This is a genomic window from Pseudomonas alkylphenolica (genome assembly GCF_004025535.1).
In the GTDB taxonomy this organism is placed as follows: Bacteria; Pseudomonadota; Gammaproteobacteria; order Pseudomonadales; family Pseudomonadaceae; genus Aquipseudomonas; species Aquipseudomonas alkylphenolica_A.
Genome location: NZ_QJRG01000047.1, coordinates 631,403 through 652,127 on the forward strand (window position 1 = coordinate 631,403; position 20,725 = coordinate 652,127).

General features: G+C 62.4%; 22 protein-coding genes. 10 read left to right on the forward strand and 12 right to left on the reverse strand.

The window, feature by feature from the left end:
* Nucleotides 1-12 precede the first annotated feature (12 nt).
* On the forward strand, nucleotides 13-837 hold the full coding sequence (locus DM813_RS18205) for a class I SAM-dependent methyltransferase (protein ID WP_128324770.1): 825 nt from the start codon (nucleotides 13-15) through the stop codon (nucleotides 835-837).
* 18 nt (nucleotides 838-855) lie between these two features.
* On the opposite strand, the gene DM813_RS18210 is transcribed toward DM813_RS18205, so the two are convergent.
* From DM813_RS18210 to DM813_RS18225, 4 genes are all read right to left on the reverse strand, one after another.
* Nucleotides 856-1,419, reverse strand: coding sequence for a nucleotidyltransferase family protein (locus tag DM813_RS18210; RefSeq protein ID WP_128325255.1), 564 nt, complete (start codon nucleotides 1,417-1,419; stop codon nucleotides 856-858).
* 96 nt (nucleotides 1,420-1,515) lie between these two features.
* Nucleotides 1,516-1,995, reverse strand: coding sequence for a VOC family protein (locus DM813_RS18215; RefSeq protein ID WP_128324771.1), 480 nt, complete (start codon nucleotides 1,993-1,995; stop codon nucleotides 1,516-1,518).
* Nucleotides 1,996-2,069: 74 nt separating this feature from the next.
* Nucleotides 2,070-2,822, reverse strand: coding sequence for a carbonic anhydrase (locus DM813_RS18220; RefSeq protein WP_128324772.1), 753 nt, complete (start codon nucleotides 2,820-2,822; stop codon nucleotides 2,070-2,072).
* A 95-nt stretch (nucleotides 2,823-2,917) separates the two neighbouring features.
* Nucleotides 2,918-3,889 (reverse strand): DMT family transporter, encoded by a 972-nt coding sequence (locus tag DM813_RS18225; RefSeq protein ID WP_128324773.1) that lies wholly within the window; start codon nucleotides 3,887-3,889, stop codon nucleotides 2,918-2,920.
* A 104-nt stretch (nucleotides 3,890-3,993) separates the two neighbouring features.
* On the opposite strand from DM813_RS18225, the gene DM813_RS18230 reads away from it, so the two are divergent.
* The 4 genes from DM813_RS18230 to DM813_RS18245 all read left to right on the forward strand — a co-directional run bounded on the left by DM813_RS18230 (nucleotide 3,994) and on the right by DM813_RS18245 (nucleotide 8,500).
* The gene (locus DM813_RS18230; protein ID WP_128324774.1) at nucleotides 3,994-4,884 is read left to right on the forward strand and encodes a LysR family transcriptional regulator; all 891 of its coding nucleotides are present in this window, start codon (nucleotides 3,994-3,996) and stop codon (nucleotides 4,882-4,884) included.
* A 164-nt stretch (nucleotides 4,885-5,048) separates the two neighbouring features.
* On the forward strand, nucleotides 5,049-6,566 hold the full coding sequence (locus DM813_RS18235; protein ID WP_128324775.1) for an amino acid permease: 1,518 nt from the start codon (nucleotides 5,049-5,051) through the stop codon (nucleotides 6,564-6,566).
* 64 nt (nucleotides 6,567-6,630) lie between these two features.
* Complete coding sequence (locus tag DM813_RS18240; protein ID WP_128324776.1) at nucleotides 6,631-7,407, forward strand: SDR family NAD(P)-dependent oxidoreductase; 777 nt, start codon at nucleotides 6,631-6,633, stop codon at nucleotides 7,405-7,407.
* A 181-nt stretch (nucleotides 7,408-7,588) separates the two neighbouring features.
* Nucleotides 7,589-8,500, forward strand: a complete 912-nt coding sequence (locus DM813_RS18245) for a helix-turn-helix transcriptional regulator (RefSeq protein WP_128324777.1) — start codon at nucleotides 7,589-7,591, stop codon at nucleotides 8,498-8,500.
* 15 nt (nucleotides 8,501-8,515) lie between these two features.
* Here DM813_RS18245 and hpaI read toward each other — a convergent pair whose 3' ends face one another.
* From hpaI to DM813_RS18280, 7 genes are all read right to left on the reverse strand, one after another.
* The gene (gene hpaI / locus DM813_RS18250; protein WP_128324778.1) at nucleotides 8,516-9,319 is read right to left on the reverse strand and encodes a 4-hydroxy-2-oxoheptanedioate aldolase; all 804 of its coding nucleotides are present in this window, start codon (nucleotides 9,317-9,319) and stop codon (nucleotides 8,516-8,518) included.
* A gap of 11 nt (nucleotides 9,320-9,330) precedes the next feature.
* Nucleotides 9,331-10,134, reverse strand: coding sequence for a 2-oxo-hept-4-ene-1,7-dioate hydratase (hpaH, locus tag DM813_RS18255; RefSeq protein WP_128324779.1), 804 nt, complete (start codon nucleotides 10,132-10,134; stop codon nucleotides 9,331-9,333).
* An 8-nt stretch (nucleotides 10,135-10,142) separates the two neighbouring features.
* Nucleotides 10,143-10,553: a 5-carboxymethyl-2-hydroxymuconate Delta-isomerase gene (locus DM813_RS18260; RefSeq protein WP_128324780.1), complete on the reverse strand. Its 411-nt coding sequence runs from the start codon at nucleotides 10,551-10,553 to the stop codon at nucleotides 10,143-10,145.
* A gap of 73 nt (nucleotides 10,554-10,626) precedes the next feature.
* The gene (gene hpaD, locus DM813_RS18265) at nucleotides 10,627-11,550 is read right to left on the reverse strand and encodes a 3,4-dihydroxyphenylacetate 2,3-dioxygenase (protein ID WP_128324781.1); all 924 of its coding nucleotides are present in this window, start codon (nucleotides 11,548-11,550) and stop codon (nucleotides 10,627-10,629) included.
* Between the two features lie 117 nt (nucleotides 11,551-11,667).
* Nucleotides 11,668-13,128 (reverse strand): 5-carboxymethyl-2-hydroxymuconate semialdehyde dehydrogenase, encoded by a 1,461-nt coding sequence (gene hpaE / locus DM813_RS18270; protein WP_128324782.1) that lies wholly within the window; start codon nucleotides 13,126-13,128, stop codon nucleotides 11,668-11,670.
* Between the two features lie 20 nt (nucleotides 13,129-13,148).
* Nucleotides 13,149-13,913 (reverse strand): fumarylacetoacetate hydrolase family protein, encoded by a 765-nt coding sequence (locus DM813_RS18275; protein WP_128324783.1) that lies wholly within the window; start codon nucleotides 13,911-13,913, stop codon nucleotides 13,149-13,151.
* Between the two features lie 10 nt (nucleotides 13,914-13,923).
* Nucleotides 13,924-14,580, reverse strand: coding sequence for a fumarylacetoacetate hydrolase family protein (locus tag DM813_RS18280; RefSeq protein WP_128324784.1), 657 nt, complete (start codon nucleotides 14,578-14,580; stop codon nucleotides 13,924-13,926).
* 234 nt (nucleotides 14,581-14,814) lie between these two features.
* Here DM813_RS18280 and hpaR point away from each other — a divergent pair, with 234 nt between their 5' ends.
* Both hpaR and hpaA read left to right on the forward strand, forming a co-directional pair.
* Nucleotides 14,815-15,237 (forward strand): homoprotocatechuate degradation operon regulator HpaR, encoded by a 423-nt coding sequence (gene hpaR, locus DM813_RS18285; RefSeq protein WP_128324785.1) that lies wholly within the window; start codon nucleotides 14,815-14,817, stop codon nucleotides 15,235-15,237.
* 46 nt (nucleotides 15,238-15,283) lie between these two features.
* On the forward strand, nucleotides 15,284-16,195 hold the full coding sequence (gene hpaA, locus DM813_RS18290; RefSeq protein WP_128324786.1) for a 4-hydroxyphenylacetate catabolism regulatory protein HpaA: 912 nt from the start codon (nucleotides 15,284-15,286) through the stop codon (nucleotides 16,193-16,195).
* A 30-nt stretch (nucleotides 16,196-16,225) separates the two neighbouring features.
* Here the strand turns inward: hpaA and DM813_RS18295 are convergent, their stop codons facing one another.
* Entirely contained in the window at nucleotides 16,226-17,491 is a 1,266-nt protein-coding gene (locus tag DM813_RS18295; RefSeq protein WP_128324787.1) for an OprD family porin, read from the reverse strand.
* Nucleotides 17,492-17,827: 336 nt separating this feature from the next.
* Between DM813_RS18295 and DM813_RS18300 the strand changes: the two genes are divergently transcribed.
* From DM813_RS18300 to DM813_RS18310, 3 genes are read left to right on the forward strand one after another with little or no spacing between them, the layout of a single operon-like run.
* Nucleotides 17,828-18,847 carry a TRAP transporter substrate-binding protein gene (locus DM813_RS18300; protein ID WP_128324788.1) on the forward strand — a complete coding sequence of 340 codons (1,020 nt, stop codon included), beginning with the start codon at nucleotides 17,828-17,830 and terminating at the stop codon, nucleotides 18,845-18,847.
* A 5-nt stretch (nucleotides 18,848-18,852) separates the two neighbouring features.
* Nucleotides 18,853-19,386, forward strand: a complete 534-nt coding sequence (locus DM813_RS18305; protein WP_128324789.1) for a TRAP transporter small permease — start codon at nucleotides 18,853-18,855, stop codon at nucleotides 19,384-19,386.
* On the forward strand, nucleotides 19,383-20,705 hold the full coding sequence (locus tag DM813_RS18310; protein ID WP_128324790.1) for a TRAP transporter large permease: 1,323 nt from the start codon (nucleotides 19,383-19,385) through the stop codon (nucleotides 20,703-20,705). The genes DM813_RS18305 and DM813_RS18310 overlap by 4 nt, the downstream gene beginning before the upstream one ends.
* Nucleotides 20,706-20,725 lie beyond the last annotated feature (20 nt).

Sequence of the window (20,725 nt, forward strand, 5' to 3'; positions counted from 1 at the left end):
GGGAGGCCTTCCATGAGCGATTCGATGGAACTCAACCGGCGCAACTGGGATGAACGCGCGGCGCTGCATGCCGCGTCCGGTGATTATGAAGTGGAGCGGTTCGTTGCCGACCCCCGACACTTGTCTGAAGTGGTGCGTTTCGACCTGCCGCGCCTGGGCGATATTAGCGGCCTGCAGGCCGTGCACCTGCAATGCCATATCGGCACCGATACCTTGTCACTGGCGCGCCTGGGTGCGCAGGTGTGCGGGCTGGATTTTTCCGCGCAATCGCTGGCCCAGGCGCGGGCCTTGGCCGAACGCTGCGCGGCGCCGATCGAGTATCTCGAGGCGGATGTTTATCGTGCGGACCAGGTGCTGACTCCGGGTCGCTTTGATCTGGTTTACACCGGTATCGGCGCCTTGATCTGGTTGCCGGAAATCGAGCCGTGGGCGCGAACAGTGGCCGCGTTGCTCAAGCCCGGAGGCCGCCTGTTCCTGCGCGAGGGGCACCCGATGTTGCTGGCAGTGAATGAGGACTATCAGGACCGGCTGGTGATCGAGTACCCCTATTTCGAACGGCAGGCACCGACGGTGTGGGACAGCGACCAGACCTACGTGCAGACCGGCACCGCGCTTACTCAGACCATTACCCATGAATGGAACCACGGCCTGGGTGAGGTGATTGGCGCCTTGCTTGCGCATGGCTTGCAGATTACCGCGCTGACGGAGCACGACAGCATCCCCTGGGAAGCGCTGCCGGGGCAGATGAGCAAAGACGCGACGGGGGAGTGGTCGTTGAACAAGGAGCGCTGGCGCTTGCCGTTGAGTTACACCTTGCAGGCGGTGAAGCCTGGCTGAGCCAATGGCGCTATCCGCCTATGCCGGCTCGATGATCTTCAACCAGGGCCAGCGTGCCTGGTAGCTCTTCGCCTTCTGTTCGAACAGATCGGGTTGCGCATTGTTCGGATTGATTCGCAGCAGGCCTTGCTCCACATCGCTCAGGCCATAAGGGGCATAGAGTGCTGCGCTGTCGATATCCAGCCCGATGCAGGTCCCGGCAATCAGGTAACGGTCGATGCCGTCTCTGGCCGATAGCAACTGCGGATAGTGCCTGCCAAAACGCTCCTGGTACCAGAGATGAACGCGCGCCTGGTTCTTGACTTCGATATTCACCTCCAGGTCCTGAAACAGACGCTGCGCAGCTTGAATCACATCATTCTCGGCCGCCCAGGACAGGTCGTCGTCGAAGTAGAACACGTCGTAGTCCTTGATACCCCATGCGGCCGGTCGCTGCGCCTGCTGATTCCATACCGCCTGGAACAGGCAGCCGGCGGTGAGCATGCACTGTTTGAGCCCCAGTAGCGGCAGGCGTTCGGCGATCCGGGCGTTGACCGGGTTGCCCATGGCGAGGGCGATCAGGCCGTCGGCCGTCAGGTTCATGGGCGCGTGGCCCTGGAGTTCCTGTACATCCATGTGCAAGCTGTCCTTGTCGGTGAGAGGGCAACGCCCATGCTACCCGGGGTGACGCCGCGCAGGTCAACCTTTCAGTGCCGCTTCAATGCCGGCAATGTCGATCTTGACCATATTCATCATGGCTTCAAAGGCACGTTTGGCCGCGGCCGGGTCGGGATGGGTGATCGCCGCGGTCAGCGCCCGCGGCGTGATCTGCCAGGAAATGCCCCATTTGTCCTTGCACCAGCCACAGACACTTTCCTGGCCAGCATTACCGACAATCGCCTGCCAGTAGCGATCGGTTTCGGCCTGGTCGTCAGTGGCCACCTGAAAGGAGAAGGCTTCGCAGTGCTTGAACGCCGGGCCACCGTTCAGGCCCAGGCAGGGGATGCCCATTACCGTGAACTCAACCGTCAGCACATCGCCTTGCTTGCCCGAAGGGTAATCGCCAGGCGCCTTGTGTACGGCGACTACTGCACTGTCTGGAAAGGTGTTGGCATAGAAGGTGGCGGCGTCCAGCGCGTCGCCTTCAAACCACAGGCAGATCGTATTTTTGCGGGTCATGGCGGGTCTCCGAAACCGGGACTGGGACAAACAGTGTAGTCGCAGTCAACCGGGCTTCCCTGCCCGCTGGGGCGTCAGGCAATCATCTCGACTTTGCCGGTCGCCAGGCGGTAGACACCGCCGACTATTTTCAGCTTGCCCTTGGCGATTGCATCGGTGAGCAAGGGCGTGGCGCCTTTAAGGCGCTGGACCGAGTCTTTGACATTTTGTGCCGTGGCATTTTCCATCAGGTTGCCGGGTTGCTTGAGCACCTTCTCGACGGCGGGTTGCAGGGCTTGTGTCAGGGTCGGGATCTGCCCGGGGAACACGGTTTTGTCCTTCACTGCTTTGATCCCGGCCTCGATGGCGCCACAACTTTCATGGCCCAGTACCAGGATCAATGGAGCGCCCAACACGGCAACGGCGTATTCAAGGCTGCCCAAGCCTTCGCCAGTAACGAAATTGCCGGCCACGCGTACCGCGAACAGGTCACCGCGTGCGGTATCAAAGGCATATTCGGGGGCGATACGCGAGTCGGAACAACTCAGCACGGCCACGAACGGGTTCTGGCCGGACACCAGGGCTTCGCGCTCGTCCTTGAAGTCGTGTGTTTGTGAATCTCCGTTGACATAGCGGTCATTGCCGGCGATCAGGCGTTGCAGCGCCTGGTCAGGGTTTATTGCGTTCTGTGGTTTAGGGGGCGTTGAGGTTTTCTCGGCGGCCTGCAGCAACCGGGCGGGTAGCGAGCTGCCAAGCAGCAGCGCGCCGGCGCCGAGCCCGGCTATACGAAGAAAACGACGACGATCGGGCGGGTTTGCTGTTGAGGTTGAATCACATGATTTACACATGATGGTGAGCACTCGGTGGCGGTAGCTACAGGCGGGGAAGGTGGTTCGAAGAGCCTGCAGCACCAGGACCATCAAGTCTAGTTGACACTGTCACGCTATGTTTTTTCCGCCACCGCAGCGGTCGGCAATACCACCGGCGAGGTGCCTTTGGGCGGTGCCGGTTTCAACCGTGATACGCCGAACAGTACCAGCGCCAAACCGATCATCTGGTACACCGACACCTCTTCGCTGAGCACCGCCCACGACGCCAGCACGGTCAACACCGGTCCCAGGTTGCCGACTGCAGCGGTATGGGTCGCGCCCATGCGCTGGATCGCCAGTGCCACCCAATAGATCGGCAGCACCGTGGAAATCACCGCCATCAGTGCGGCATACACCCACACCGACGATGGCAGTTGCCACAGCAGCCGGGTATCGGCTGCCAGCAGGTAGTGCGCCAGCACCATCAACGACGACGCCCCGCCTGCCAGCCCGGCCAGGCGCATCGAACTCATGCGTTTGAGCATCACGCCGGTACCCGAGTAGTACAGGGCATAGGTCACCGCACTGGCGAACACCCACGCCGCGCCGAGCATCACTTGCCCACCCATGCCAGCGACGCTGACGTCATGTACGAAGGCGACGCCCAGGCCCAGGTAGCACAGGCCCATGGCCGCCAGCGTTCGCAGGGTAGGGCGCTCGCGCAGGGCGATAGCCTGAAACACCAGCACCAGCGTCGGGTAGGTGAACAGGATCAGGCGTTCAAGCCCGGCGCTGATGTATTGCAAGCCATAGAAGTCGAACAGGCTAGCCAGGTAGTAACCGAACAGCCCCAGCAACATCACCCGCACGCCGTCGCCCAGGCTCAGGCGTGTGCTCGTCGGGCCGCGGCTGGCCCACACCAGCCAGGCGAACAGCGGCAACGACAAGCCCATGCGCATTGCCAACAGGGTAATGGCATCCACCTGGCTGGCGGCATACGACAGCTTGACGAAAATCGCCTTGAGGCTGAAACCCAAGGCCGACAGCACCGCAAACAGGCTGCCGTTCTGGACGCAACGTTGGCAGAACGCACGTAATGTATTCATCGACGGCTCAAACTGGGGAAGGTGTAGGCGTTATTCTAAAGTGAAGGCAAACTCTGCAGAATCGCATTTTTCCGAAACGAGCCTTCGCCAAAAGAGAAACCCTGATGCATTTTGATCTTTCTGACCTGCGTCTGCTCAGCGCCATTACCGCCTCGGGCAGCCTGAGCAAGGCGGCGGCCAGCATCCCGGTGGCAGTTTCGGCGGCCAGCACGCGCTTGCGCCTGTTTGAAGAGCGCTGCGGCGTTAACCTGTTTATCCGCAAGGCTGACGGCATGCAGCTTACCCCGGCAGGCCGGCTGGTGCTGGATGCGGCCAGCAGCGTGCTGGGCGAGGCGCAAAAACTCCAGGACACCCTCAAGGAGCTTGCCGGCCAACGGCGCATTACCCTGCGCCTGGCGGCTACCACGGTGACTACCAGCAGCCTGTTGCCAGCGGTGCTGGGTTCGTTTCTGGCGGACTATCCGGAAGTTGACCTGCAGCTGGCCGAGTACCGCAGCGCCGATGTCATGCGTGCAGTGCTGACCGGTGAGTGCGAGATCGGTGTGTATGACGGCAGTGTCATCAGCGACGGAGTGATGTCCTTGCCCTTTCGCCGCGAGCGCCTGGTGATGCTGGTGCCGGCCGGCCACCCACTGGCCGAGCTTGATCAGACGCGCCTGCGCGATGCCCTGGGTTATCCCTTCATCGGCATGGCGGCCGAACGGGCCATGCAGCGCTTCATCGAAGAGCGTGCGCTGAAGCTGGCCATGCCCTTGCAGATCCGCGTACGCGCACCGAGCTTTGAAGCCATCGCCCAGCTGGTTGCCCAGCGTGCCGGCGTCGCCATGCTGCCGGAAACCACGGCGCGGCGAATGGAGCAGGAGCTGCCGGTACGCACGGTGTTGCTTGAAGAGGCCTGGGCGACCCTCGAGTTGCGCTTGTGCATCAAAGGCTGGGAATCGCTCAGCAGCCATGGCCGGCAACTGGTCAGCTTTCTGTCCGGACAGAGTGAGTAATTGCACTCCCGTGTGTGCGGGCTTACCCGCTAAGGGCTGCGAAGCTGCCAGCGATTTGCTGTTCAGCAGGCACCTATGTCCCTTTGGGGACATACCGTTTTTTGCCGTGAACCCGGACTATCGCAACTGGAGCACTTCATCCAGTTGATCAAGGGGCGGGCACAATGAACAAGACCACCACGCTGAACACGTCTTCATCAGGGAGTGGCGGGGTCAGCTATCAGAGCGTCACCAGCGGCTACTTCGAACAACGCACACTGCAGCGTCATGCCGGGTTCTTCACCTTGTTGGTGCTGGGCGTGGGGGCGGTGATCGCCGGACAGTACTCGGGCTGGAACCTGGGGCTGGCCCAGGGGTTTGGCAGCATGCTGCTGGCCACCGTGATCATCGCGGTGATGTACTTGCTGCTATGTTCGTCCATCGGTGAAATGTCGGCAGCCTTGCCGCACACCGGTGGCGCGTATTCGTTCGCGCGCACCACGCTCGGCCCCTGGGGCGGTTTCAGTACCGGACTGGCAGAGAACATCGAGTTCATCCTGGCGCCTGCGGGCAACATGTTCTTCATGGGTGCCTACCTCTCGGCGATCTTCGATACCGGGCCGCAATGGCAACCGCTGTGGTGGCTGGTGGGCTACGCCTGCATGCTGCTGCTCTCGGTGCGCGGCCTGGGCGTGTCGATGCGCGTGGTGGTGTGCATCACCCTGGCCGCCATCGGCGTGTTGCTGTTCTTCTTCATCACTGCCATTCCCCATGTCGACTTCGCCGGCAATGCCCTGAACCTTGCGGCAGGTGCCGACGGCGCGCCAGTTGAGGTCACTGACGGCAGTGGCCCGTGGTTGCCCTTCGGCCTGACCGGGGTGATGCTGGCATTGCCGTTTGGCGTGTACATGTTCCTCGCCATCGAGCAGTTGCCGCTCACCGCTGAAGAATGCCACGACCCCAGCCGTCATGTGCCTCGGGCGCTGGTCGCCGGCATCCTGATCCTTGCCGCGCTGGCCATGGGGGTGCTGTTTTTCAGTGCCTCGATCGGTGGCGGCAGCTTTGCCATGAGCACCTCCGGCGAACCGCTGCTGGACGGCTTTCGCGAGATCTTTGGCCACACCGCCAGCAAGGTTCTGGCCGCAGTAGCCGTACTGGGCCTGGCAGCGTCGTTCCTGGCCGGTAGCTTCGCGGCCGGGCGCAACATCTACTCGTTGTCGCGTGCCGGCTACCTGCCAACGGCGCTGTCGGTCACTCACCCCAAGCACAAGACCCCCAACCTCGCACTGCTGGCCGGTTCGATGCTGGCGCTGACCATTCTGCTGGTGTTCTGGTTCAGCTTCGGCCGTGAAAACAATGCGCTGATGGGCGGCATTATGGTCAGCATGATCGTGTTCGCCGGGATGATCTCCTACATCCTGCAGTGCATCGCCTTCATTCGCCTGCGCCGTCTGCACCCGGACCTGCCACGGCCTTATCGCAGCCCCTATGGCGTGTTCGGCGCGCTGCTGGTGATCGGCATTTCGGCGATCACCCTGATCTACCAGTTCCTCGATCCGCTGTACAAATGGGCCGCCCTCGGCGCGGCGGCCTGGTACCTGATCGGCATGGCGTACTTCGCCTTTTATCGCCGCCACCGTCTGGTGCTGTCGCCCGAAGAGGCCTTCGCGGTCAGCGGTGGCCGTGACGGTCATCCGCGCTGATTGCACAGCGGGCTCAAGGCAGAGCCCGCGCTGTTTCCTTTTTACCCGTATCCAGGAGTTACCCATGCATTCCAATCAACCACGTCTGTACGGCAAGGTGGCGATCATCAGCGGTGGTGCTGGCGGTTGCGGGGAGGCGGCCAGCCGTTTGTTTGCCCGCGAAGGTGCGCACGTGGCGATCATTGATCGCAACGTCGAGGCCGCCCAGGCACTGGCCACGCAAATTGAACGCGAAGGGGGGCGGGCTATCGGCCTGGGGGCGGATGTGTCGCAGGCTGACGAGGTGGAGGCTGCGGTGGCCGCCAGCCTTGCCGCGCTGGGCCCGACCGATGTGCTGTTCAACCATGCCGGCACGCTGATTGTTAAACCCTTTCTGGAGGTGCAGGAAGCGGAGTGGGACTGGTTGATGGCCGTCAACGTCAAGAGCATGTTCCTGATGACGCGTGCGGTGTTGCCGCAGATGCTGGCCAAGGGGAAGGGCAGCATCGTCTGTACCTCGTCGATTTCTGCGCAGTACGCCACGCCTGGCGAGGTGGTGTACAACGCCAGCAAGGGGGCCTGCCAGATGTTCGCGCGGGCCATTGCGGTGGAGTTCCGCGACCGCGGCATCCGCTGCAACGCGGTGGCCCCCGGGTTCATTCGCACCGACCACGGGATGCGTGAACTGCGCGACCTGCAGGCGATGGGCGTGAATGCCAGCGAGGCGGACATTGCTCAACAGCAAGGGCGCCTGTGCGAGCCGGAAGAGGTCGCGCGGGCCGCGTTGTTCCTGGCATCGGATGAGGCTTCGTTCGTCAGCGGCGCCCACCTGTTCGTGGACAACGGCTTCTCCTCCGTTTAAGTGATGCGCAGTTGACCAGGCCCGGTGCATACAGATGCACCGGGCTTTTTCATGGCGGTCAGCCAGAGTGTTACTGAATGTTTGGCAAGCAAAATGCTTGTATATCGGCTTTGGCGATTAGCACCCGCAGCCGATGATTTTTGCACCGGCACAGGGCCCATGAGCAAGCAGAAGGTGAAGCATGGCGCACGTAACAGGACTCTCCCATTCCCGGAGCTGGAAGGTACTTGAAACCTGGCACCTGCATACCCCGTCATTGCTCACTGCGCTTGAGACCCCCACCTTTGTCCGTTGCCTGGACGAGGTATTGCAGGCAATCGCAGGGTTCGACCAGAGCTGCATTTTTCTGTACCCGGCAAGCGGTCGGCCGATCCTGTTGCACGACAACCTTCAAGGCATTCCTGAAACGGGCGCGATGCAGCGCTACATCAACGGCGCCTACCTGCTAGACCCGGTGTACACCGCCTGTGCCCATGGGCGTGAGGCGGGCTTGTACCGCATGGCGGAGCTGGCGCCCGACGCGTTCTTCGAGGGTGAATACTTCAACTCGCCGGATGTGCACCCGTGCATTTCGCTGGCTTCGGGCAGCCTGGCGGAGGAAATCGTTTTCCTCTCGCCATTGCCTGGCGGCATGTACGCGGCCTATTCGTTGATGCGCTGCAATGGCTCGGCGGCCTTCAGCGATGAGGAAGTGGCGGCGCTACGTTTGTGCCAGCCGGCGCTGGAGGCGTTGTTTCAGCGTCACCACGGTGCGGTGGCGAAGGCGTCCACCGCAACCCGACCTGCGAGGAGCATCGCCGAACAGCTTGAAGCGGCATTTTCCGGCTTTGCCACCGAGCGCCTGACCGCGCGTGAACAGGCGATTGTCGGCCTGATCCTGCGCGGGCATTCCAGCCTGTCGATTGCGTTGCACCTGGAAATTGCCGAAGGCACGGTTAAAAACCACCGCAAGCACCTCTACAGCAAACTGGGGATCTCCAGTCAGTCCGAGCTGTTCCACTTGTTCGTCAATCACCTGCTCGGCACCGAACCTGCCGAGCCATTCGCCCGGGCGCCCGTTGCGCCGGCGCCGGGCGAGTCGATCGGGCGTTAACCTGCTGCAACCCACTCAGTAAACGCCACCACCGGCCGTGGGCGGTGGCGGTGCATCCTTGAAGTCGCTGGCCAGGCCTTGCAAGCCACGCATCAGTACGGTGGTGTCGACACCGACGGCGACGAAGCGGGCGCCCAGCTCGATGTAGCGCCGCGCCAGGGCCTGGTCGGCACTGAGGATGCCGGCGGCTTTCCCTGCCTTGTGAATGCGCACGATGGCATCTTCAATCGCCGCCTGTACGTCCGGATGGCCGGGGTTGCCGCGATGGCCCATGGACGCACTGAGGTCTGCCGGGCCAATGAATACGCCATCGACGCCTTCGACCGCAACGATCTCATCCAGCCGGGCCAGGCCGTCGAGGTTTTCGATCTGCACCAGCAGGCACATCTGCGCGTCGGCCTGGTCGAGGTAGCCGGGAATGCTGTTCCAGCGCGAGGCACGGGCCAGGGCACTGCCCACACCGCGCACGCCACTGGGCGGGTAGCGCATGGCCCGCACTAGCGCCTGCGCCTGCTGCGCGCTTTCGACCATAGGCACCAGCAAGGTCTGGGCGCCGATATCGAGCATCTGCTTGATCAGGGCGGTATCGCCGATCACCGGGCGGATCACCGGCTGCGCCGCATAGGCCGCCACCGCCTGCAATTGGCCCAGTAACCCACGCAGATCGTTAGGTGCGTGTTCACCGTCGAGCAGCAGCCAGTCGAACCCGGCGTTGGCCGCCAGTTCTGCGCAGTAGGGATCGGCCAGGCCGAGCCACAGGCCGATCTGAACCTCACCCGATTGCAGCCGTTGTTTGAAGGTGTTGACGGGCATCTTCATGGTCAGTCTCCTCAGACAAAGCGGCAGGCAATGCTGCCGAGCATGTCGTAGTCGACGTGGAAGGTATCGCCGGGGTTGGCAGCAACCGGGCGGGTGAACGAGCCGCCGAGGATGATCTGCCCGGGCTCCAGGGTCACGTCGTACGGCGCGAGTTTGTTCGCCAGCCAGGCCACGCCCTTGGCCGGGTGATTGAGCACGGCGGCGGAGACCCCGGACTCCTCGATAACGCCATTGCGATAGAGCACCGCAGGCACTTTGCGCAGGTCGATCTCGGTCGGCCGCACGGCACGGCCACCCATGACCACTCCGGCATTGGCGGCGTTGTCGGAGATGGTGTCGAACACCTTGCGGGTGGCCTTGGTGTGCGGGTCGATCTGCTGGATGCGTGCGTCGATGATTTCCAGCGCCGGGATCACCCATTCGGTGGCATCGAGCACATCGAACACCGTCACGTTCGGGCCCTTGAGCGGTTTGCCGAGGATGAACGCCAGCTCGACTTCTACCCGCGGCACGATGAAACGTTCAAACGGAATATCAGTGCCTTCGTCGAACAGCATGTCGTCGAGCAGGGCGCCGTAGTCGGGCTCGGTGATGTTCGACGACACCTGCATGGCGCGCGAAGTCAGGCCGATCTTGTGGCCGACCAGTTTGCGTCCACGCTTGATCTTCTGCGCCACCCAGGCGCGCTGAATGGCGTAGGCGTCTTCGATGGTGATCTCGGGGTGATCGAGGGAGAACTGGCGCACCTGTTCACGCGAACGTTCGGCAGCGTCGAGGCGCTCGGCGGCCTGTTGGATGAGTGTGGCGTCTAGCATGGAGAACCTCAGGAATGCTTGTTGAACAGGGGGTGCAGGCTGCTGAATTTGCCGTCGTAGACCTGGCCCGGGCTTTCATCGATCTGCAAGGTGATGCCGACCGGACGCTGCGCGAGGATCGCCTCGAAGCGCGTGCGCACTACCGCGAGCAGGTTGTCACCCACGGCTTTGTGCACCGCCGGGCTACGGCCTGCGCCCATGCGCAGGTTGGCGTAGAGGAAGCCATAGTCGCCGCGGCCGTCGGCCACCGCACAATGCGCCGCCGGGTAGGCCAGCACCCGCGTGCCGCCGGTGGGGAACACGGCTTTGCCGGTCTCGTCCTGTTGCTGCAGCATGGTGTCGGCCAGGGCCCGGCACAGGCCGGGGATGTCGGCCTGTTGTTCAAGGTCGGGGGTGTAGAGCAGTACCAGATGAGGCATGGTGGTTGTCCTGCGTAGTTACCGGCGTACGGGCCGCCCCCGCGCAGCGGCGCGGCCCGTGTGCAGGCGTTGATCAGAGTCGGCTGCTGGTGGCAACGGCGGCCGGATTGGAGGCCTGCGCTGCGGGAATGCTGGTGCCGGTTTGCGGTGTCACCGGGAAGACTGCGTTGATCTGCCCGGTGCCGGAAGCGGCGAAGTACGGAGTCAGCACTTCGACCTGGGCGTCATACTCCGACCAGCCCAAAGCCCCCAGCAGCATGGCGGTGTCATGCATGAAACCTTCACCATGACCCTTGGCCGCGTACTCTGGCAGCATGCCGCAAAAGGCCGGCCACTCGGCGTTCTGCCACATGTCGATGACGCGCTCATCAAGCTGCTCGAGGAACGGGCTCCAGATCCTGGTGGCAAACTCTGGCGCCTGGCCGTTCTGGGCGAAGCGGTGCGACAGCGAGCCGCTGGCGAGGAAGGCAACGGTGCCGTCGTAGTGTTCCTCCACGGCCTTGCGCATCGCCCAGCCGAGGCGGGCGCTGTCGTGAAGAAAGTGTGAGGTGCACAGTGAGGAGACCGAGATCACCTTGAAGTGCTGATCGGCGTTCATGTAGCGCATCGGCACCAGGGTGCCGTACTCCGGCGCCAGGGTGGTGGCATCGTGGGCCATGGTCTCGACGCCGAAACGGTTGCAGCTCTCGGCGAGGATCTTGCCCAGTAGCGGGTTGCCAGGGAACGCGTACTCCATGTTGCTGATGAAGTGCGGCAGTTCGTTACTGGTATACAGCCCCTTGAAGTGCGGGCCGCAGTTGATGTGGTAGTTGGCATTGACCAGCCAGTGGGTGTCGAACACGACAATGGTGTCCACGCCCAGCTCGCGGCAGCGCCGGCTGATCTCGATATGGCCGTCGATGGCGGCCTTGCGAAAACCCTGACGTGGGCCAGGCAGTTCGGACAGGTACATCGATGGCACGTGGGTGACTTTGGCAGCCAGGGCGAGTTTGCCCATGATCTTTCTCCTAGCGCGGCCTCAAGGGCCTGGTTCTTGTGATTGGTCTGCACGCAGGAAGCTGGCAACCCTGACCGGGTTTATAAACCCGGTCGAGTCACGCTTGCGAGCGGATTGTCACACGCCCCAACGCGGGATGTGGTGATTGCCCATGGAAATGCACACGTTCTTGATCTCGGCGAACACCTCGAAGCTGTACTCGCCGCCTTCGCGACCGGTACCCGAGCCTTTCACCCCGCCGAACGGCTGGCGCAGGTCGCGCACGTTCTGGCTGTTGATGAAGACCATGCCGGCTTCGATGCCACGGGCCAGGCGATGGGCCTTGCCGATGTCCTGGGTCCAGATGTAGGAGGCCAGACCGTAGTCGGTTTCGTTGGCCAGGCGCAGCGCTTCGGCTTCGTCCTTGAACTTGATCAGGCACACCACCGGGCCGAAGATTTCCTCCTGGGCGATGCGCATGCGGTTGTCGACGTCGGCAAATACCGTCGGTTGAATGAATTGGCCTTTGGCCAGGTGCGCCGGCAGGTTGGCCGGGCGCTCCAGGCCGCCGGCAAGCAGGTTGGCGCCTTCCTCGATGCCGATCTTGATGTAGCCGGTGACCTTGTCGTAGTGAGCCTGGGTAATCATCGAACCGACCTGGGTTTTCGGGTCGGTCGGATCGCCGACGATCAGGCGCTTGGCGCGGGCGGCAAATTCGGCGACGAACTGGTCGTAGACGGTCTCCTGGATGAAGATGCGGCTACCGGCGGTGCAGCGCTCGCCGTTGAGCGAGAAGATCGTGAACAACGCCGCATCCAGGGCGCGATCGAGATCGGCATCGTCGAAAATCAGCACCGGCGACTTGCCGCCCAGTTCCATCGAGTACTTCTTCAGGCCTGCCGTCTGCATGATCTTGCGGCCGGTGGCGGTGCCGCCGGTGAAAGAGATGGCGCGTACGTCCGGGTGGCGCACCAGGGCATCGCCAGCGGTGGCGCCGTAACCCTGCACCACGTTGAGAACACCCGGTGGAATGCCGGCTTCCAGCGCCAGGCGGCCGAGTTCGTTGGCGGTCAGCGGCGACAGCTCGCTCATCTTCAGCACCGCGGTGTTGCCCAGTGCCAGGCAGGGTGCGGTTTTCCAGGTGGCGGTCATGAACGGTACGTTCCACGGCGACACCAGGCCGCACACGCCGACCGGCTGGTACAGGGTGTAGTTGAGCATCTGGTCGTCGACCGGATAGCTGTGGCCATCCATGCGCGTGCAGACTTCGGCGAAGAAGTCGAAGTTGTGCGACGCGCGCGGTATCAGCACGTTGCGGGTCTGGTGGATCGGCAAGCCGGTATCGAGGGTTTCCAGCTCGGCCAGCTGCGGCACGTTCTGGTCGATCAGTTCGCCCAGCTTGCGCATCAGCTTGGCGCGCTCTTTGGCCGGGGTGTTGGCCCATTTCGGGAAGGCTTCCCGGGCCGCGGCGACGGCCAGGTTGATTTCATCGGCGCCGCCGCTGGCGACTTCACCGATGGCTTCGCCGGTGGCCGGGTTGTAGTTGGTGAAGGTGTCGTGGCTTTCGACTTCCTGACCGTTGATCCAGTGCTTGATCATGCTGTGTGCTCTGTTCCGGGTTAGCCGCGGGCGGCAAAGAATGCGTGTTCGCTGACGATGCGGTTGACCAGGCGGCCAACGCCTTCCACTTCCACCACCACTTCATCGCCGGGTACGACATCGGCCAGGCCCTCGGGCGTGCCGGTGGCGATCATGTCGCCCGGTTGCAGGGTCATGAAGCTGGAGAAGTATTCGATCAGGTAGGGGATGTCGAAGATCATGTCGGCGGTGCTGCCTTCCTGTTTCAACTCGCCGTTGATCCAGGTGCGCAGTGTGAGTTTCGACGGGTCGGGGACATCGGCGGCATCGACGATCCACGGACCGACCGGGGTGGTGCAGTCGCGGTTCTTCACCCGCAGGTTGGGGCGGTAGTAGTTTTCCAGGTAGTCGCGAATGGCGTAGTCGTTGCACACGGTGTAACCGGCCAGGTAGCTCAGGGCATCCTCGCGCTTGACGTTGCGTGCAGGCTTGCCGATCACCGCCACCAGCTCGCACTCGTAGTGCATGTACTTGACGTTGTCCGGGCGCCAGGTCACCTGGTTATGGCCGGTGTAGGTGCCGGGCGACTTGATGAACGCCAGTGGTTCGGTCGGGGCCTTGAAGGCCAGCTCGGCGGCATGGTCGGCGTAGTTCAGGCCAAGGGCGAACATGCTGCCTTCGGCGGGCGGCAACCATTGCACGGCGCTTTCGGCGAGCAGGCGGCCGTCTTGCAGGCGCACGGCATTGTCGGCTTCAACGGTGACGGCATGCACCTGGTCTTCATAGCGGATGCGGGCGTGTTTCATGTGGGTCTCCTTATTCCGCCACAACGGTGTTGGTCAGGCGGCCCAGGCCGCTGATTTCGACGACTACCTGGTCGCCTGGCTGAACGTCGACCCGACCTTCCGGGGTGCCGGTGATCAGGACGTCGCCGGCGTGCAGGGTCATGAACTCGCTGAGTTCGGCGATCAGCTGGCCAATGCTGCGCACGAAGTTGGCCGTGGTGTTTTCCTGGCGGACCTGGCCGTTGACCGACAAGCTCAGGGTCAGGTTGTGGGGATCGGCCACTTCCTCGACCGGCACCACTTCGCTGCTCAGCGAGCAAAAACCGTCACGGCATTTGGCCTTGACCGCCGGACGGTAGTAGCTGTCTTCCGGCAGGCTGAACTCGTTGACGATCACGTAGCCGGCAACGTGCGCGAATGCCTGTTCGGCGCTGACCCGGCTGGCGTCCTTGGCAATCACCACGCCCAATGCCGGGCCGGGTTGCAGACGCTCGCCGGTGGGGGCAACCACCGGTTGACCGTCGCCGTTACGGGTGTTCGGGGTCTTGATGAACAGCACCGGCTTGACCGGTGGCTGCTGATAGGGCGGCTGGTTGAACTCGGGCAGACGGCTGTGCAGCAAGCCGGTGTAGTTCAGGGCGATGCCGAACAGGTTGCCTGTGGCGATTTCGCTAGCGGCGCGACGCATTGCTTCACTCCTGGATCGGGCTGGGGATTCCCAGTGGATAGCGTTTGGTTGATGCCCTGAGGGGAGGGCTGTCACCGGTAAATTGTTAACATGCTAATGTTATAATTAATATGTTAACGATGGTCAAGCCGTGGTGATTCTATGCGGGGCGAAACCTGCAACAATTGCCGGTTTGCGTCGGCTCCAAGTTATTGTTTAAATCGACATTGTTTCCCTTATCTGGCCGATCCCTTTATGTCCGCACCTCGTCCTTCACTGACCCTGACCCTGCTGCAAGCGCGCGAAGCGGCCATGGGCTTTTTTCGCCCGTCGCTCAATCAGCACGGCCTGACCGAGCAGCAATGGCGGATCATCCGCATCCTGCGCCAGAGCGGTGAGCTGGAGAGTTATCAGCTGGCCGAACAGGCCTGCATCCTCAAGCCGAGCATGACCGGCGTGCTGTCGCGCATGGAGCGTGACGGCCTGGTGCGTCGCTGGCGCTCTGCGCAAGACCAGCGCCGCGTGCACGTCGGGCTGACCGAAAAAGGCCAGCAATGCTTCGTGTCCATGAGCGAGGACATGGAGCACAACTACCAGCGCATCCTCGAGCAGTTCGGTGAAGAAAAACTCCAGCAGTTGCTGGCGCTGCTCGAAGAGCTGAAGCAGATCAAGCTCTGATCCCGGGCCGGCGTCGCCCTCCTGTTTTGCTGAGTGAGACCTGCTGATGGCGATGCGGCCCCCGATTCCCAACATCCACATTGGCCAGACCTACGATCAGCGCTATGCCGATGCCCAGGTGCATTACGAGGCGCTCGGCAAGCTGGCGGATTTTTTCGGGCGCAACATGCCCGTGCACCGGCACGACCGGTTTTTCCAGGTGCACTACGTCAAGAGTGGTACCGTGCGGGTGTACCTCGACGACCAGTTGTACCTGCAGCAAGGGCCGATGTTCTTCCTCACGCCACCCACCGTTCCCCATGCGTTTGTCACCGATGCGCACAGTGACGGCCATGTGCTGACGGTCAGCCAGCAACTGGTGTGGCCGCTGCTGGAAGAAAGCGTCGGCCTGGCCGGCGGTGCGCGCATCGCGCCGATCTGTGTGGCCGTGGGTGAGGGGGATGATGTCGACGCTTGCGAAGTGGCGCGGCTTAACCTGCTGTTCGACCAGTTGCGGGGTGAGTTCGCCGGCAACCAGGCCGGACGGGCCATGAGCCTGGAAGCCCTGACCCGGCTGATTTTCATCAGCCTGTTGCGGCTGTCGGCGCGCGCCTTGACGGCGCAGCCGTCACGCAGCGAAGACCTGCACATCTTTCAGGGGTTTAACCTGCAGATTGAGGCGCACTACCTGCAGCATCTGCCGCTGAGCCGGTATGCGCAGCTGTTGGGGGTGACCGAGGCGCGGCTCAATGACGTGTGCCGGCGTATTGCCGACATGCCGTCAAAGCGCCTGGTGTTTGAGCGTTTGATGCAGGAAGCCAAGCGGCTGCTGTTGTTTACCGGCAGTACGGTGAACGAAATCTGCTACCAGCTTGGCTTCAAGGACCCGGCGTATTTCAGCCGCTTCTTCACCCGTCACGCCGGGCAGACGCCCGGCGAATACCGGGCGCGCAGCCGCGCGGGTGATGACGCGCGCTAGCGTCGGGTGCGAATCGCCAGCCAAGACGCCTCACATCAACGGTAAGGTGTAACCGATGATGATGCGGTTTTCGTCGATATCCGACGTCAAGCCTGCGCTGGAACGGAAGGTGGCATTGCGTAGCCGAACGTTAAAACCTTTGAAGGTACCCGACTGGAAGACATACACCAGGTCGGTGTCACGCTCCCATTCCTTGCCGCCGCTGACCCGCGCCGTTTCGATGTTGCGGCCGTTCACATAGCGGGTCATGAAGGCCAGGCCCGGCACGCCAAGGGCGGCAAAATCGTAGTCGTAGCGGGCTTGCCAGGCATCGGTCTCGGCCTTGGTGAAGGTGTTCACCGTCACCAGGTTGACCGAGTACGGGTCCAGGCCCGGGAAGGCGAAATCACCCTCACCGGACAGGTTCTGGTAGCCGACCCCGAACTTGTGCGCGCCGACCCCCAGCGTCAGCATGCCGTTGAAGAAGCGGTTGTCGATCCGTCCGCCGTCGACCCGGGCGGCGCTGCGAAATCGCTGGTCGCCTTGCTCGCCGGTGTCGAAATAGCGCAGGTCGGTCTTGAGTGTTACACCCTCGGCCAAGGTGGCGTTGTGGACCAGCCCGGCATAGTGCTGCTGGTAGATGTTGTCCATCTGCGCGTAGTAGTAACTCAGCGCTAGCGTCGGGCTCAACGCATAGCTGCCACCCACCAGGTCGAGGTGGGCGCTGTCGACACCGCTGTAGTTCATTTCGTCGTTGCTCGACGAATCGCGTTGGTTGATCTTTTCCAGGCGCCCGGCATTGATGGTCAGGCCGGCGATCTCCTGCGACGTCAGCAAGCTGCCGGCATAGGTGGAGGAGAGCAGGCGCGTGTCGTTGTAGGCGGCCACCGGCAGCTGCGGCTGCAACGTACCAACCTTCAGCACGGTTTTCGACAGCCGCACTTTGGCAGCCAGGCCCAGTTCGCTGTAGGTGTCTTCCGGCTCCAGGCTGTCAGCGCCATAGGCCAGCAGGCCGGTGCCGCGCCGGTCGCGGCTGGAGTCGAGCTTGATGGCGGTTTCGGCAATGGCATCCAGGCCAAAACCCAGGGTGCCCTCGGTGAACCCCGACTCGATACGTGCCGTGAAGCCTTGCGCCCATTCTTCGGCCTTGGCCTGTGGCGCGTTGCTTTGGCGAAAATCACGGTTCATGTACATGTTGCGGGCTTCGATGCTGGCTTTGGTGTCGCCGAGAAAGTCGGCGTGTGCCATGTGGCTGAAGCCACAGGCGGTTCCGAACAGGCAGGCCAGTGCCGGGGCAGTGCGTGTAATCCTGGTCATTGTTGTTGTCTCTAGGATTGCTGTTGGCGTGTTGGCACGGCGTTGGGTCCTTGCGCCGCACGTAAATCATGTAGCCATATTGTTAAGTTATTAACAATAGTCTTTTTCACTAAAAGAAAAGATTACGGGCCACCAATGGCAGCCGTTCGCTCTGTTAATTCATTGAAATAAAACGACAAAAACTCGTTTTTCAACCTGCATAAATCACCTGCGTCGACACATGATGGCGCGCGCGGTGGTTGACAATTGCTGGTAAAAAATTAACTTATTAACGTATTGCGCTTCCTTAGAGCCTTCGCGCCAGCGTGGCCACAACAACAAAACGGAGCTAACACCATGAAAATAATGACAATTACTGCCTTGTGCCTGGCCATGGCGGGCGCCGCGTCGGCACAGGCCGAAACCGTCACGCTCAAGGTTGCGCACTTCCTGCCTTCTACCTCGAACGCTCAGGTCAACATCATCGAGCCGTGGTGCGAGCAACTGCGTCAGGAATCCAACGATCGCATCAAGTGCCAGCTGTACCCGTCGATGCAATTGGGGGGAACGCCAGCCAAGCTTGCCGACATGGCGCGTAATGGTGTGGCCGACATTGTCTGGACCGCGCCGGCGTATTCGGCCGGCAAATTTCCACGGGTCGAGGCGCTGGAGTTGCCGTTCGTACTGCCCTACGGCGGCAAGGCCGGCAACGAGATCATCTGGAATTTCTACGAGCAGTACGCCAAGGACGACTTCAAGGGCTACAAGGTGCTGGTGGTGCACGGTGACGGTGGCATGAACCTGCACACCCGCGGCAAGGCCGTACAGACCCTGGCTGACCTCAAGGGCCTGAAGTTGCGGGCGTCGAGCCGCACCGCGGCGAAAACCGTCGAAGGCCTGGGCGCGACCCCGGTGAGCATGCCTCCGGCGCAGATGACCGAAGCCATATCCAAGGGCGTGGTCGACGGGGCGTTGGCGGCCTGGGAAGTGGTACCCGCGACCAAACTGGATGAAGTCACCCAGTACCACAGCGTGACCCCGGTCGGGCAGCCCGCGTTCGGTTACACGGTGCTGGCGATGTTGATGAACCAGCGCAAGTTCGACAGCCTGCCGGCAGACCTGCAGGCCATCATCGAGCGCAACAGCGGCAAGGCCCTCTCCGAACGTTTCGCCACGGCCTGGGACAAGGCCAGCGATGCCGCCTATGTCGCCACACCGGCGGCAGGCCGGGTAACCATCGAGGCGAAAGACTACAGCCTGATGCAAGCCTCAACCGCCGAAGCCGTGCAGCAGTGGATCAAAGAGGCCGATGAAAAGGGCCTGGATGGCAAGGCGCTGGTGCAGGACGTGCGTAGCCTCTCCGGCCTGGCGCAGTAACCGCCATGCAGGAATCTCTGACTATCGAGTTCGATGCCGAGCAGCATCGTGGGTGGGTGCGCCGCACCTTGTTGGCCCTTACCCAGAGTTTTGCATTGGCCGGCGGCGTGTTGCTGATCGGCCTGGTCGCCATGTCGATGGTGTCCATCGTCGGGCGCAAACTGTTTTCCATGCCGATACGCGGCGACATGGAGCTGGTGGAAGTCGGCGCCGCCATTGCCATTGCGGCGTTCCTGCCGCTGTGCGAGTTGCGCGGTACGCACATCAAGGTCGATGCGCTGACCTCGTGGTTGCCGGCGTTGGCGCGTGACACGCTGGATGGCATCGGTCATCTGCTGTGCTGTGCGGCGGCCTGGATCCTGGCCTGGCGCACCTGGTTGCAGATGCTCGACAGCCGCGAGTTTGGTGAAACCACCACGCTGCTCGCATTCCCCCTGTGGATCCCGCTGTTGTTGATTGTCCCCAGCCTGGTGCTGCTGGGGCTTTGCGCGTTGGCGCGTGTTCAGGATATCTGTCGTAAAGCCGGGAGGCGCGCATGAGCGGTTTGGCATTGGGGCTGACCGCCCTGGGTATCACCACGTTGCTGTTGCTGTTGCGGGTGCACATTGGCGTCACGATGCTGGTGGGCGGCGCCGCGTGCTTTTGGGCGATCAACGATGGCGACTTGTCTAGCCTGTTGTTCACGCTCAACTCGCTGGCCTACTCGCGGCTGTCCAACTACGACCTGGCGGTAATTCCGCTGTTCGTGATGATGGGCCAGTTCGCCACCCATGGCGGCTTGTCGAAGGCGATCTTCCGCTGCGCCGCGGCTTTCATCGGGCACTGGAAAGGCGGCATGGGGCTTTCGGCCATTGGCGCTTGCGCCGGTTTTGGCGCGATCTGCGGGTCATCGTTGGCAACGGCCGCCACCATGAGCCATGTGGCACTGCCAGAGTTGCGCCGGCACAAGTACTCGGGACGCCTGGCCACGGCCACCGTGGCGGCGGGCGGTACCCTGGGCATTCTGATTCCGCCGTCGGTGCCGTTGATCATCTATGCGGTGCTGACCCAGGAATCGATCGCCAAGCTGTTCGTCGCGGCCATCGTTCCCGGCGTACTGGCGATCATCGGCTACATGATCGTGCTGCGTGTCATGGTTGCCCGTGACGAGAGCCAGGCCACCGTATCGGAGAAGGCGTCGCCGGCCGAGCGGGCCAAGGCACTGATCAACGTCTCGCCGGTAATTGGCGTGTTCCTGGTGGTGATCGTCGGTATCTACGGCGGCTGGGCCAACCCGACCGAAGCGGCGTCCATCGGTGCTGCCGCGTGCGGCGTGCTGGCGCTGTGGCAGGGCGGCATGCGCTGGAGCGGCTTTCGCGCGAGCATGCTGGGTACCGCCGAAACCACGGCAATGATCTTTCTCGTGCTGCTCGGTGCCGACCTGCTCAACTCAGGTCTGGCGCTGACCCAGATGCCGGGTGAACTGGCGGCCTGGGTGATCGGCAGCGGCATGGCACCGATGCTGGTACTGCTGGTGATTCTTGGCCTGTACCTGCTGCTGGGCTGTGTGATGGATTCGTTGGCGATGATCCTGCTGACCATTCCGATTTTCTACCCAATGATCATGGGCCTGGATTTCTTCGGCATGAGCGAAACCGACAAGTCGATCTGGTTCGGCATCCTCGCCCTGATGGTGGTGGAGATCGGATTGATCCACCCACCGCTGGGCATGAACCTGTTCATCGTCCAGCGCAGTGCCGGCGATGTTCCCTATGGCGAAACCGCCAAGGGCATTGTGCCGTTCCTGTGTTCGGACCTGGTGCGCATTGCCTTGCTGGTCGCCTTCCCGGGGCTGAGCTTGTGGTTGCTCACCTTCTGATTACTGCGTGCTCCTTTGGG